The 12,896-nt window shown below is 66.3% G+C and carries 13 protein-coding genes; 9 read left to right on the top strand and 4 right to left on the bottom strand.

Annotated elements, in window-relative coordinates:
• Nucleotides 1-1,370, top strand: a 1,370-nt coding sequence (locus AB7U46_RS16440) for a ribonuclease R family protein (protein ID WP_428338071.1), incomplete at its 5' end; no start/stop codon positions are given.
• Here AB7U46_RS16440 and AB7U46_RS16435 read toward each other — a convergent pair.
• Together AB7U46_RS16435 and AB7U46_RS16430 are read right to left on the bottom strand one after the other, a co-directional pair.
• A complete protein-coding gene (locus AB7U46_RS16435) occupies nt 1,367-2,950 on the bottom strand; it encodes a phospholipase D family protein (protein ID WP_428338070.1) in 1,584 nt (527 codons plus the stop codon). The two genes, AB7U46_RS16440 and AB7U46_RS16435, sit on opposite strands and share 4 nt — an antisense overlap.
• Nucleotides 2,951-3,046: 96 nt before the next feature.
• Entirely contained in the window at nt 3,047-4,645 is a 1,599-nt protein-coding gene (locus AB7U46_RS16430; protein ID WP_428338069.1) for a phosphoenolpyruvate carboxykinase, read from the bottom strand.
• A 331-nt stretch (nt 4,646-4,976) separates the two neighbouring features.
• Between AB7U46_RS16430 and AB7U46_RS16425 the strand changes: the two genes are divergently transcribed.
• The 7 genes from AB7U46_RS16425 to AB7U46_RS16395 are packed head-to-tail and all read left to right on the top strand — an operon-like array spanning nt 4,977 to nt 10,331.
• Nucleotides 4,977-5,678, top strand: coding sequence for a response regulator transcription factor (locus tag AB7U46_RS16425; RefSeq protein WP_428338068.1), 702 nt, complete (start codon nt 4,977-4,979; stop codon nt 5,676-5,678).
• Entirely contained in the window at nt 5,675-7,414 is a 1,740-nt protein-coding gene (locus AB7U46_RS16420) for a stimulus-sensing domain-containing protein (RefSeq protein WP_428338067.1), read from the top strand. The genes AB7U46_RS16425 and AB7U46_RS16420 overlap by 4 nt, the downstream gene beginning before the upstream one ends.
• On the top strand, nt 7,411-7,845 hold the full coding sequence (locus tag AB7U46_RS16415; RefSeq protein ID WP_428338066.1) for an HPr kinase/phosphorylase: 435 nt from the start codon (nt 7,411-7,413) through the stop codon (nt 7,843-7,845). The genes AB7U46_RS16420 and AB7U46_RS16415 overlap by 4 nt, the downstream gene beginning before the upstream one ends.
• Nucleotides 7,842-8,741: an RNase adapter RapZ gene (gene rapZ / locus AB7U46_RS16410; RefSeq protein WP_428338065.1), complete on the top strand. Its 900-nt coding sequence runs from the start codon at nt 7,842-7,844 to the stop codon at nt 8,739-8,741. Before AB7U46_RS16415 ends, rapZ begins: the two co-directional genes overlap by 4 nt.
• A gap of 13 nt (nt 8,742-8,754) precedes the next feature.
• Nucleotides 8,755-9,156, top strand: a complete 402-nt coding sequence (locus AB7U46_RS16405) for a PTS sugar transporter subunit IIA (protein ID WP_428338064.1) — start codon at nt 8,755-8,757, stop codon at nt 9,154-9,156.
• Nucleotides 9,156-9,425, top strand: a complete 270-nt coding sequence (locus tag AB7U46_RS16400; RefSeq protein WP_428338072.1) for an HPr family phosphocarrier protein — start codon at nt 9,156-9,158, stop codon at nt 9,423-9,425. Before AB7U46_RS16405 ends, AB7U46_RS16400 begins: the two co-directional genes overlap by 1 nt.
• A gap of 18 nt (nt 9,426-9,443) precedes the next feature.
• Nucleotides 9,444-10,331, top strand: coding sequence for a lysophospholipid acyltransferase family protein (locus AB7U46_RS16395; RefSeq protein WP_428338063.1), 888 nt, complete (start codon nt 9,444-9,446; stop codon nt 10,329-10,331).
• Nucleotides 10,332-10,397: 66 nt separating this feature from the next.
• Here AB7U46_RS16395 and AB7U46_RS16390 read toward each other — a convergent pair whose 3' ends face one another.
• Nucleotides 10,398-11,273 (bottom strand): 3-hydroxybutyryl-CoA dehydrogenase, encoded by an 876-nt coding sequence (locus tag AB7U46_RS16390; RefSeq protein ID WP_428338062.1) that lies wholly within the window; start codon nt 11,271-11,273, stop codon nt 10,398-10,400.
• Between the two features lie 149 nt (nt 11,274-11,422).
• On the opposite strand from AB7U46_RS16390, the gene AB7U46_RS16385 reads away from it, so the two are divergent.
• On the top strand, nt 11,423-12,244 hold the full coding sequence (locus AB7U46_RS16385) for a DUF6473 family protein (protein ID WP_428338061.1): 822 nt from the start codon (nt 11,423-11,425) through the stop codon (nt 12,242-12,244).
• Between the two features lie 65 nt (nt 12,245-12,309).
• Here AB7U46_RS16385 and AB7U46_RS16380 read toward each other — a convergent pair.
• A partial coding sequence (locus AB7U46_RS16380; protein ID WP_428338060.1) for an electron transfer flavoprotein subunit alpha/FixB family protein occupies nt 12,310-12,896 on the bottom strand: 587 nt, incomplete at its 5' end.

Genomic DNA, 12,896 nt, shown 5'->3' with positions numbered 1-12,896 from the left:
TTTACGTCCGCCCGGGCTCGGCGCTTGATCGCGAGGCGAGAAAGCGCGGCAATTCCACCTATTTCCCCGATCGCGTCGTGCCGATGCTGCCCGACCGGCTTTCGGGCGATCTGTGCAGCTTGCACGAGCATGTGGCGCGCGCGGTGCTAGCGGTGCGGATGAAGGTCGATGCCCATGGCAACAAGCTCTCGCATCGCTTCACCCGCGGCATGATCCGTTCGGTCGGCTCGCTCGAATATGCGCAGGTGCAGGCCGCGCACGAAGGCCGGCCCGACGAGAAGACCGCGCCGCTCGTCGAGGAGATCATCGCGCCGCTTTACGCCTGCTATGGTGCGCTGGCGAAAGCGCGGGCCGCGCGTCAGCCGCTCGACCTTGACCTGCCCGAGCGGCAGATCGTGATCGGCGAGGATGGCAAGGTCGCCTCGATCCGGTTCAAGGAACGGCTCGACGCGCATCGGCTGATCGAGGAATTCATGGTGCTCGCCAATGTCGCGGCGGCGGAGGAGCTGGAGCGCCTGCGCCGGCCGCTGCTCTATCGCGTGCACGAGGAGCCGAGCGCCGACAAGATCGAGGCGCTGCGCGAAGTGGCGCAGGCCTCGGGGTTCACTCTGGCGAAGGGGCAGGTGCTGAAGACGGCGCATCTGAACCGGTTGCTCGCCGAGGCCGAGGGCAGCGAGTTCGACGAGCTCGTCAACATCTCGACTCTGCGCGCGATGACGCAGGCCTATTACGCGCCGCAGAACCTTGGCCATTTCGGCCTCGCGCTGCGGTCTTACGCGCATTTCACCTCGCCCATTCGCCGCTATTCCGACCTGATCGTGCATCGCGCGCTGATCCTTGGCCATGGCTGGGGCAAGGACGGGCTCAGCCCCGCCGATATCGAGACCCTCGAAGAGACCGCGCAGCATATTTCGGAGACCGAACGCCGCTCGATGGCGGCGGAGCGCGACACCACCGACCGTTACCTCGCCGCCTATCTGAGCGACCGGGTGGGGGCGGAATTCACCGGGCGGATCTCCGGCGTGCAGAAGTTCGGTGCCTTCGTGAAGCTCGACGAGACCGGGGCGGACGGGCTCATTCCGGTGCGTTCGATCGGGCGCGAGTTCTTCCATTACGACCGCGACGCGCAGCAGCTGATCGGCGCCGATACCGGGGTGACGATCGGCCTCGGGCAGCGGGTGCGGGTGCGCTTGGCCGAGGCGGTGCCGGTGACCGGGGGGCTCGAGCTCGAACTCCTTGAACTTGAGGGGCAGGCGCTGCCCGGCCCCGGCAAGGGCGGGAAGAAACCGTTCCGCCCGGGGCGCAAGATCGCCGCGATCAAGGCGAAGGAACGCGGCGTCGCGCGCAAGGTGAAGCGCACGCGGCGCTAGAGCATCCACTCGATCGGCAGGCGCTGCGCCACCGCGAGGATCAGCCGGGAGCCGAAGGTGGTGCCCGGTTCCTCCGCGTGCGGGGGCTCGTCGGGGCGCGTCCAGATCAGCTTGCCGGCCTGCGCGAGTTCGACGCGCCAGGCACGTTCGGGCACGAAACTGTCGAAGGAATCCGTGATCCGTTCGGCGATCAGCGGCGCCTCGATCACCACGCCAAGCTCGGTGTTGAGCCGCATCGAGCGCGGATCGAAGTTGAACGATCCGATGAAGACGCGCCGGCGGTCGACGACGAAGACTTTGGCGTGCAGCTTGTTGCGCGAGAAGGGCGCGACGCCGCGCAGCCGGTGCGAGAGGAAATCGCGCGGCGGGTGGCGGCTCTCGCCGTCGGGGGCGAATTCCCAAAGCTCGACCCCGCGTTTCAGCAGCGGCACCCGGCGGTGGGCATAGCCCGAATGCACCAGCGGCACGTCGGTCGCGGCGAAGGAATTGGTCAGGATCCGCACGCGGACCCCGGCGCGGGCAAAGCGCGTGAGCGCCTTCACCCCGGCGCGCGTCGGCACCAGATAGGGCGAGATCAGCACGAGGTCGCTCCCGGGGTGGCCGAGCGCGCGGATCAGACGGCGCCAGAGCATGCGGTGGCTCTCGATCAGGCCGACGATCTTTTCCGGCGGATCGTAGACGAGCTTCGCATCGGCATAGGTCAGCGGCGTGTCGGGGGCGAGCACGAGGCCGCCCTGCTGCGCCTCGGCGAGCGCTTCGGCATAGGCGCGCGCTTCGGGCTGGGTGAGCCGGGCGCGATCGGCGGCCTCCAGCACGGCGATGCGTTCGGGCGGCGGCGCGGCGATCAGAGCGCTGACCGGCACCGAAAGCGGCGCGTTCCAGTAGCGGTCGAACTGGGTCGCGACCGCGGGCACCAGCGGCCCCGCCGCCGCGATGTCGAGATCCATGTAAAGGCCGCCCGGGGCGAAGCGGTTGAAATAGTCGTCGCCGATGTTGCGCCCGCCAAGCACGGTGACGGCGCCGTCGACCACCATCGCCTTGTTGTGCATGCGCCGGTTCAGCCGGTGGAAATCGGCGAGCCAGGCGAGGGTGCGGGCGCGCCGGATCGGGAAGGGGTTGAAGAGCCGCACCGCGACCCCGGGCAGGGTGTCGAGCGCGGCGAGCCGCTCGTCCATGCCCCAGGTGCCGTTGTCGTCGATCAGGAGCCGCAGCCGGACGCCGCGCGCCGCCGCCGCCCGCAGCGCCTCGAGCATCAGCGCCCCGGCGGTGTCGTCCTGCCAGATGTAATATTGCAGGTCGATCGAGGAGGTCGCGGCTGCGATCAGCTCGAGCCGCGCGGCGAGCGCGTCGAACGGGTCCATCAGCAGATGCACGGCGTCGCGCCCGGGGTTCGCGGCCAGTCCCGGGGCGAAGGCGGCGGCGAGCGCGGAGCCCTCGGGCGGGGGCAGCGCATAGGCGGGGGCGAAGGGGCCGAGCGGGCGCGGATGGGTGAGCCGCGCGCCGATCAGCGTGAGCGCCGAGGCCGCAAGCGGGATCGCCACGGCAAGAAGCAGGAAGAGGGGCAGCCCATGCAGATGCATGGCGGGAGTGTGGTGCGGCGCGGGCGCGCGTCAAGGGGGCAAAGCGAAAGGGCCGGGGAGATCCCCGGCCCTTCGTTTCATGCGTGGCTGCGGCGATCAGCCGATCGCGGCGGCTTTCACGTCTTCGTCGACATAGGGCATGTACTGTTCGAAGTTTTCCTTGAACATCGCGACCAGCTTGTCGGCCTGCGCGTCCCAGGCGGCCTTGTCGGCCCAGGTGTCGCGCGGGTTCAGCAGCTTGGTGTCGACGTCATGCACTTCGACCGGAACTTCGAAGCCGAATTTCTCCGAGGTGCGGTACTTCACGTCATGCAGCGAACCGTCGAGCGCGGCGGTGAGCAGCGCGCGGGTCGCCTTGATCGGCATGCGCTTGCCGACGCCGAAGGGGCCACCCGTCCAGCCGGTGTTGACGAGCCAGCACGAGGCGCCGGTCGCCTTGATCTTCTCCTGCAGAAGCTTGCCGTAAACTTCCGGACGACGCGGCATGAAGGGCGCGCCGAAGCAGGTCGAGAAGGTCGGGATCGGCTCGACGACGCCCACTTCGGTGCCCGGGGTCTTCGAGGTGAAGCCCGAGAGGAAGTGATACATCGCCTGCGCCGGCGTCAGACGCGCGATCGGCGGCAGGATGCCATAGGCGTCGCAGGTCAGCATGATGATGTTCTTCGGCTGACCGGCGAGCGAGCTTTCCGAGGCATTCGAGATGTAATGCAGCGGATAGGCACAACGCATGTTGTCGGTGAGCGAGTTGTCGAAGAAGTCGAGCTCGAGCGTCTCCGGATCGAAGATCATGTTCTCGACCACGGTGCCGAACATCGAGCAGGTGGCGTAGATTTCGGGCTCGGCTTCCTTCGAGAGGTTGATCGTCTTGGCGTAGCAGCCGCCCTCGAAGTTGAAGATGCCCTTGTCCGACCAGCCGTGCTCGTCGTCGCCGACCAGGGTGCGCGAGGGGTCGGCCGAGAGCGTGGTCTTGCCGGTGCCCGAGAGGCCGAAGAAGACTGCGGCGTCATCGGGGTTGCCGATCGCGTGGTTGGCCGAGCAGTGCATCGCCATGATGCCCTTGCCGGGCAGGATGTAGTTGAGGAGCGTGAAGACGCCCTTCTTGTTCTCGCCGGCATAGGCGGTGTTGCCGATCAGGATCAGCTTCTTGTCGAAGTTGAGCGCGACGACGGTCTCGGTGCGGCAGCCATGACGCTCGGGATCGGCCTTGAACGACGGGCAGTTGAGGATCGTCCATTCCGGCTCGAAAGTGTCGAGTTCTTCGCGGGCCGGGCGGCGCAGCATGGTGCGCATGAACAGGCTGTGCCAGGCGAGCTCGGTCACCATGCGCACGTTAAGGGTGTTTTCCGGGTCGGCGCCGCCGAACAGGTCTTCGACGAAGAAGTCACGGCCCTTGATATGCGCGAGCATGTCGGCGTGCAGGCGGTCGAAGGCGTCGGGCGCCATCGGCTTGTTGTTTTCCCACCAGATCGTGTTCTCGACGCTGGCGGTGCGCACGACGAACTTGTCCTTGGGCGAGCGGCCGGTATGCGCGCCGGTCGAGCAGTAGAAGGCGCCGCCCTTGCCCAGCGTGCCCTCACCGCGCTTGAGCGCGTGTTCGATCAGCGCCGGCTCCAGCAGGTTGTAGTAGACATTGCCGAGACCAGTGATGCCTTGGTCTTCGAGGCGTTTCGCCGGGTTCACACGTCCGATGCTCATCTGTTGCTCCCGATGCCGTCGCGCGGCGCAAAGGGTTCCTCCCGGTATCAGGGTCAATACGATACCGATCCTGCGGGGCGATCCCTGCCGGATGTGGCCCCTATAACATGTCGCTTTTGCGAAGGAATAGCGGCCATTGTCGCAGCTAGCGCAAACATCGGCGATTTAGCGCAACCAGCTCTCCGAGGTGAGGCAAATTAGTCAAACCTTCGTTTTTTTCGGCTGAGATGATTCGGGTCGAGGCCGTGATTCGCATAACGGAGTTGATTCCGTTTGCGGGAAAGCGGAGAATGCCTGTCAATCATAATTAGAGCAGTAGAGGGTGCAGGACATGTCGAGGATCGCGCTGGTCGACGACGATCGCAACATTCTTACTTCCGTTTCGATGACGCTGGAGGCCGAGGGCTACGAGGTCGAGACCTATAACGACGGGCAGGCGGCGCTCGACGCGTTCAACAAGCGGCTGCCCGACATGGCGGTGCTCGACATCAAGATGCCGCGGATGGACGGGATGGAGCTGTTGCAGCGGCTGCGGCAGAAGACGACGATGCCGGTGATCTTCCTGACCTCGAAGGATGACGAGATCGACGAGGTGCTCGGTCTGCGCATGGGCGCCGACGATTACGTGAAAAAGCCGTTTTCCCAAAGGCTTCTGGTCGAACGCATCCGCGCGCTCCTGCGCCGGCAGGAGGTGATCGCCGGGGTCGAGGCGCCGGTGACCGAGGACACGAAGATGATCGTGCGCGGCTCGCTCACGATGGATCCGCTGCGCCATTCGGTGACCTGGAAGGGGCGCGAGGTGACGCTGACGGTGACCGAATTCCTGCTCTTGCAGGCGCTCGCGCAGCGTCCGGGCTTCGTGAAGTCGCGCGATCAGCTGATGGACGTCGCCTATGACGATCAGGTCTATGTCGACGACCGTACGATCGACAGCCACATCAAGCGGCTGCGCAAGAAGATGCGCGCGGTGGACGACGATTTCTCCGCGATCGAGACGCTGTACGGCATCGGATATCGCTACAACGAAGAATGACGATTGCGGGGCGCATAGGTGCGGGGCGTTCGGGCGTGACGAAATCCGGCAAACCCGAGACGGAAGTGGTCCTCGGCGAGGACTGGGTCGCGCCGCGGGGCGCGGTCGACGAAGACCTGCGCCGCGGTCGGGCGAAGCGCGGGCTGATCTCGCTCAACCGCTCGCCGCTCGCGCGCAAGATCATCACCTTCAACCTGCTGGCGATGGTGGTGATGGTCGCTGGCGTGCTCTATCTCAACCCGTTCCGCGACAGTCTCGTGTTCCAGCGCGAGAGCGCGATCGTGAGCGAGGCGGAGCTGATCGCCGATATCTTCGAGGCCCGGATGCCGAGCGCGGCGCCCGTCAACCTCGCGGCGGGCGACGGGATCGACGTCGAGGACGTCATGCGCGGGATCGAGCTGCCCGAGGGGGCGGCGATCTATGTCTTTGATACGGCAGGAAATCTTCTGGCGGATTCGATGCAGGTCGGCACCGCTCCGCGGGAGGCCGTCGAGGGCGGCGGCGTCGACAACCGCTCGACGATGATCACCGATCTGCTCAGCCGCGGCTGGGAATGGGTGGCACGTTTCACGCGGCGTGAGGAGCCGGAACGCGCGGCGGACACCAAGGCGATCGCCGAGGCGCTGGTGCCGAAGGTGCGCAATGGCACGACGACGATGGCGACGAACCACGATGCCACGGGGGCGACGATCTTCTCGGTGGCGACCGGGCTCTACCAGAACGACCAGATCGTCGGCATCGTCGCGATGACCTCGGCAGCGGGCGAAATCGACAAACTCGTCCGGGTCGAGCGCGAGCAGGTGCTGCAGATGTTCGTGATCGCGATCATCGTCTCGATCGGGCTGAGCCTCGTGCTCGCCTCGACGATCGCGAACCCGCTTTCCGATCTCGCCGCGGCGGCGGAAATCGGGCGCGACAAGAATGCGCGCAAGATGAGCCCGAGCCGGGTGCGGATCCCCGATCTCACCGCGCGGCCGGACGAGATCGGGCGGCTTTCGGGCGCGCTGCGCGGCATGGTCGCGGCGCTTTACGACCGGATCGACGCGAACGAGCAGTTCGCCGCCGATGTCGCGCATGAGATCAAGAATCCGCTCGCCTCGCTGCGTTCGGCCGTGGCCTCGCTGCGGATGGTCAAGCGCGACGATCAGCGCGAGAAGCTGCTCGGCGTGATCGACCACGACGTGCGCCGCCTCGACCGGCTGGTGAGCGACATCTCCAACGCCTCGCGGCTCGACAGCGAGCTGGTGAAGGAGGAGGAGGAGCATTTCGACCTGCTGAAGATGGTCGGCAACATCACGCAATACCTTGGCGAGCAGGCGCAGACGAAGGGGGTCGAGTTCATTACCGACCTGCCCGGCGAGCCGATCATGATCACCGGGCTCGAGGCGCGGCTGGCGCAGGTCTTCGTGAACCTGATCACCAATGCGATCAGCTTCTGCGACGAGGGCGATGCCGTCCGCGTCTGGGCGCGCAAGCGGGACAATCGCGTGCTGGTGGTGGTGGAGGATACCGGCCCCGGCATCCCCGACGGGGCGCTGACCAAGGTGTTCAAGCGGTTCTACTCCGAACGGCCCGAGGGGCAGTTCGGCGATCACTCCGGCCTCGGCCTCGCGATCTCGAAGCAGATCGTGGAGGCGCATGGCGGCGTGATCTGGGCCGAGAACATCCGCCCGACCGATGCCGACGTGACCTCCGAGCCGCTTGGCGCGCGCTTCGTGGTGGGCCTGCCGGTGTGACCCCCGGGGGCCTTTCCGAAAACATCCATGCGACGGCAGTCGCGCTCGATCCCGGGCGCGGCGTGCTGATCACCGGGCCGTCGGGCAGCGGCAAGTCGGGGCTTGCGCTGCGGCTGATGGCGCTGGGCGCGCGGCTCGTCGCCGACGACCGGGTCGATCTTTCGGTCGAGGCGGGGGCGCTGATCGCCCGCGCCCCCGCCGTGCTGCACGGGCGGATCGAGGCGCGCGGCGCCGGCATCCTGCGCGCCGAGGCCTTCGCCTGTGCGCGCATCCTCCTTGCCGTCGAGATGGGGCGCGACGAGACCGAGCGCCTGCCGCCCCTGCGCGAGACATCTTTCCTCGGCGTCACCCTCCCCCTTGTGCTGCGCCTGCAACATGGTCATCTTGAGGCGGTGGTGGTGCAATGGCTCAAGGGCGGGAGAGTGGCGTGAGCGAGGGGGAGACCCGACCGGATGCGGTGAGCCGCGTCGTGCTGGTGACCGGCCCTTCGGGGGCGGGGCGCACGACGGCGATCGCCGCGCTCGAGGATCTCGGCTACGAGGCGATCAACAACCTGCCGCTGAGCATCGTGCCGCGGCTGCTCGACGGGCCGCTCGCGCGCCCGCTCGCGCTGGGCATCGACGTGCGCAACCGCGATTTCTCCGCCCATGCGATGATCGAGCTGATCGACCATCTCACGCGCGAGCCGGGGATCCGGCTCGAGGTGCTGTACCTCGACGCCACGGTCGAGGCGCTGGTGCGCCGCTATTCCGAGACGCGGCGGCGCCATCCGCTGGCGCCCGAGGATGCGCCGGCCGTCGGCATCGTGCCGGAGATCGACCTGCTGGCGCCGATCCGGGTGCGGGCCGACGTGCTGATCGACACCACGACGATGAGCCCGCACGAGCTGCGCGCGGAAGTGACGCGGTGGTTCGACATGGGCCATATCGCGCGACTCGCGGTTTCGGTGCATAGTTTCAGCTACAAGCGCGGGGTGCCGCGCGGGCTGGACATGATGTTCGACTGTCGCTTCCTTTCGAACCCGCATTGGGTCACCGAATTGCGCCCGCTGACCGGGCTCGATCCGGCGGTGGCGGCGCATGTCGCGGCCGATCCGCGTTATGACGAATTTCTGGGCCGGGTGCGGGATCTGCTGCTGTTCCTGCTGCCCGCGCATGTGGAGGAAGGTCGCAGTCATCTTGCCGTGGGCTTCGGGTGTACCGGGGGGCAGCACCGGTCCGTTGCCGTGACGGAAGCGATTGCCAAGACCCTTGCGGAGGCTGGCTGGCAAGTGTCTAAACGGCACAGGGAACTTGAACGGCGGGGCCAGACCCTGCCGGGGGTGTGAAGGGCAACGGCGCGTGATCGGGATCGTGATCGTGGCACATGGTGGTTTGGCGCGGGAATATCTCGCGGCGGTCGAACATGTCGTCGGCCCGCAGCAGGGTATTCGCGCGATCACCATCGAGGACGACCATGACCGCGCCGCGAAACAGGCCGAGATCCGCACCGCCGCGGATGCGGTCGACAGCGGCGACGGCGTCGTCGTCGTCACCGATATGTTCGGCGGCTCGCCCTCGAACCTGAGCCTGCTGGCCTGCGAGGCCTGCGAGCGCGAAATCATCTATGGCGCCAACTTGCCGCTGTTGATCAAACTGGCAAAATCGCGCAGCCTCGGCGTCCATGCGGCGGTCGAGGCGGCGCTCGATGCCGGTCGCAAATACATCAACAGCTATTCGGCATACGGAACGGGCGGCAAGTGATCATCAAACGGGTTCTGAAGATCGTCAACGAGAAGGGTCTGCATGCGCGCGCCTCGGCGCGCTTCGTCGAGGTGGTCGAGACCTATGACGCGCAGGCCGAGGTCGAGAAGGACGGCATGCGCGTTTCGGGCGATTCGATCATGGGGCTTTTGATGTTGGCAGCCTCGCGCGGAACCTCTATTGAGGTTGCGACCAGCGGGGCCGAGGCCGAGGCGTTGGCCGACGCGCTGCAGGCGCTGGTGGCGGACCGTTTCGGCGAGGACAACTGATCCGGAACGGATCCTGCGATGCTCAAAGAGGGTCCGGTGTTGGACGAACATGCGCGCACCGAAACGGTGCAGACCGAGGTCGAGGTGGCACCCTATGACAAGGGCCGCCTCTCCTACGCGGGAACTTTCACCAATCCCTGGAAGGCGAACACGATCCGCGCGATCGAGTGGATGACGGCGAAGTGGCAACTCCTGCGCCTGATCCGCAAGTTCGAGCGCCGCGGTGCGCCCTTCGGGCAGCCGTTCTGGCCGCAGGCGCTCGAGATCATGGGGATCGACGTCACCACGCCGCCCGAACAGATCGCCCGGATCCCGAAGGAGGGGCCGCTCGTCGTGGTGGCGAACCATCCGCACGGGCTCGTCGACGGGATGGTGCTCGCCTATCTGATCGGGCAGGTGCGCACCGATTACAAGATCCTCACCCGCTCGCTGCTGACCGGCATCCCCGAGATTGCCGAGTTCATGTTGCCGGTGCCCTTCCCGCATGAGGCGAACGCGCGGGAGGAGAGCCTGCAGATGCGGGCCGAATGCATGTCGACGCTGAAGGACGGGGGCGTGATCGTGCTCTTCCCGGCTGGGCAGGTGGCGCATTCGGACACATATTTCGGCACCCCGATCGAGCAGGAATGGAACCCGTTCACCGCGAAGATGGTGGCGCGCTCCGGCGCGCAGGTGCTGCCGATCTATTTCCCGGGGCGCAATTCGCAGGCCTATCAGATCGCCAACAAGCTGAGCGCGACGCTGCGCCAGGGGCTGTTGCTTTACGAAATCCGCCGGGCGCTGAACAAGCGGCAGTCGCCGGTGATCGGGCGCGCCTTTTCCGCCGCCGAGCTGAAGGAGCCGCTGAAGGATCCGCGCCACTGGCTTGCCGAGATGCGGGCGCATACGCTGAACCTACGCGACTGATCCGCGTCGCAGCGCATGAAAAAGGCCCCGGGAAACCGGGGCCTTCGCATTTTGTGGGCGGAGGGCTCAGCGCGTCGGCACCGGCGTCTCGCCGCGGTAGTCGTAGAAGCCGCGCCCGGTCTTGCGGCCGAGCCAGCCGGCCTCGACATATTTCACCAGAAGCGGGCAGGGGCGGTATTTGGTGTCCGCGAGCCCGTCGTGCAGCACGTGCATGATCGCGAGGCAGGTATCGAGGCCGATGAAATCGGCGAGCTCGAGCGGCCCCATCGGGTGGTTCGCGCCAAGACGCATCGCCATGTCGATCGAGCGCACGTTGCCCACGCCTTCATAGAGCGTGTAGACGGCCTCGTTGATCATCGGGATCAGGATGCGGTTCACGATGAAGGCGGGGAAGTCCTCGGCCGAGGCAGGGGTCTTGTTGAGCCGTTCCACCACGCCGAGGAGCGTCTTGTAGGTTTCCTCGTCGGTGGCGATGCCGCGGATCAGCTCGACGAGCTGCATCACCGGAACCGGGTTCATGAAGTGCACGCCCATGAAACGCTCGGGCCGGTCGGTGCGCGAGGCAAGCCGGGTGATCGAGATCGACGAGGTGTTCGAGGCGAGGATCGTCGTCGGCTTCAGATGCGGAACCAGCGTCTTGAAGATCTGGTTCTTGACCTCTTCGCGCTCGGTCGCGGCCTCGATCACGAGGTCGGTCTGGCCGAGATCGGTCAGCGTCAGCGTCGTCTTGATCCGCCCCATCGCGGTCGTCATCTCCGCCTCGGAGATCTTCCCCTTGGAGGCCTGACGGCTCATGTTCTTCTCGATCGTCGCGATCGCCTTGTCGAGGCTCTCCTGCGCAATGTCATTGAGCAGAACGTCATAACCGGCGAGGGCGCAGACATGGGCGATGCCGTTGCCCATTTGCCCGGCGCCCACGATTCCCACAGTTTCGATGGTCATTTCCAATCCTTCCACTGGTCCATGCGGACTGTATTCGCTGCGGTGCAGCATCGCAAGACATATCCGGATTGTGCGAATTTTCCCTTTAGCCCTTTGGCAAGGCTTTCGGCGCATCGTCACTGCGGGTGAGTCGAAATTGAGGTGGGATTATGGCCTTCGAATATTCGGGCGATGGCGCCCTGGATTATTTTCCTTGCAGGTATGGCAAGTCGAAACTGCTTTTCCGCGGCCCGCGCCGCGCGTTGGAGGCGCCCTTCGTCGCGGCGATGGGCGGCTCGGAGACCTATGGCAAGTTCGTCGCCGATCCCTGGCCGGTGCTGCTCGAGGAGCGGCTCGATTTTCCGGTGGTGAACTTCGGCTATCTGAACGCCGGGATCGACGTTTTCGGCAGCGAGCCGCAGCTCGGTGAGCTGACGCGAGAGGCGAAGGTCTCGGTGGTGCAGCTGCTCGGCGCGCAGAACATGTCGAATCGCTTCTATGCGGTGCATCCGCGGCGCAACGACCGTTTCCTGCGTGCCTCGAACCTGATGCGGGCGGTGTTCGACGATGTCGATTTCACCGAGTTCAACTTCACGCGCCACATGATGACGACGCTGAAGATGCAGGCGCCGGAGCGCTACGAATCGCTCGTGGCGGAGCTGCGGCTGGCCTGGGTGGCGCGGATGAAGGCGCTGCTCGAGCGGTTCGAGGGGCCGGTGGTGCTGCTCTGGCTGTCGGAATATCGCGCGCCGCAGCTGCGCGATCCGCTCGGCGCCGAGCCGCTCTTCGTCACCGCGGAGATGGTGGCGCAGATCACGCCGCTCACCAAGGCGCTGGTCAAGGTGGAGCCCTCGATCACCGCGCGTTCGACCGGGACGGTGGGGATGTTCTTCGGCCCGATGGAGGAGCCGGCCGCGCTGACGATGCCGGGGCCGCTGGTGCATCAGGAGATCGCCGAGGCATTGGCGCCGGTTCTGGCGCGGATGATCTGAGGGCGGTTCCGCCCATGCAAAAGCCCCGCCAGTGGCGGGGCTTTCGTGTTTCCGGCTCCGGTCTCTCAGAGCTTTGCGGTCATTTCCGGGACGGCGTCGAACAGGTCGGCGACGAGGCCGAAATCGGCGACCTGGAAGATCGGGGCCTCTTCGTCCTTGTTGATCGCAACGATGATTTTCGAGTCCTTCATGCCCGCGAGGTGCTGGATCGCACCCGAGATGCCGCAGGCGACGTAAAGCTCCGGCGCCACGACCTTGCCGGTCTGACCGACCTGCCAGTCGTTCGGCGCAAAGCCACTGTCCACCGCCGCACGCGAGGCACCGACCGCCGCGCCGAGCTTGTCGGCCAGCGCCTCGATGATCGCGAAGTTCTCTTCCGAACCGACGCCGCGGCCGCCCGAGACGACGATCTTCGCCGAGGTCAGTTCCGGGCGATCCGAGGTCGCCACCTTGTCCTCGATCCAGGCCGACAGGCCCTTGTCGCCCGCGCTCGCGGCCGCCTCGATCGGCGCCGGAGCGCCCGCGCCCGCCGCCTCGAAGGCGGTCGTGCGCACGGTCATCACCTTGACCTTGTCCGCGGATTTCACCGTCTGGATCGCGTTGCCGGCGTAGATCGGGCGCTCGAACGTGTCGGCGTCGACCACGCCCACCA

It is taken from the genome of Paenirhodobacter sp., from assembly GCF_050177655.1.
Lineage (GTDB): Bacteria > Pseudomonadota > Alphaproteobacteria > Rhodobacterales > Rhodobacteraceae > Rhodobacter.
Note: the sequence above shows the minus strand (reverse complement) of the source record. Positions and strands in the feature narration are given on the sequence as shown.

Coding starts and splice junctions, on each gene's coding strand:
- AB7U46_RS16420 (WP_428338067.1), top strand. CDS start 5,675: ATGACGATTGCGGGGCGCATAGGTGCGGGGCGTTCGGGCGTGACGAAA.
- AB7U46_RS16395 (WP_428338063.1), top strand. CDS start 9,444: ATGCTCAAAGAGGGTCCGGTGTTGGACGAACATGCGCGCACCGAAACG.
- AB7U46_RS16435 (WP_428338070.1), bottom strand. CDS start 2,950: ATGCATCTGCATGGGCTGCCCCTCTTCCTGCTTCTTGCCGTGGCGATC.
- AB7U46_RS16385 (WP_428338061.1), top strand. CDS start 11,423: ATGGCCTTCGAATATTCGGGCGATGGCGCCCTGGATTATTTTCCTTGC.
- AB7U46_RS16390 (WP_428338062.1), bottom strand. CDS start 11,273: ATGACCATCGAAACTGTGGGAATCGTGGGCGCCGGGCAAATGGGCAAC.
- AB7U46_RS16425 (WP_428338068.1), top strand. CDS start 4,977: ATGTCGAGGATCGCGCTGGTCGACGACGATCGCAACATTCTTACTTCC.
- AB7U46_RS16430 (WP_428338069.1), bottom strand. CDS start 4,645: ATGAGCATCGGACGTGTGAACCCGGCGAAACGCCTCGAAGACCAAGGC.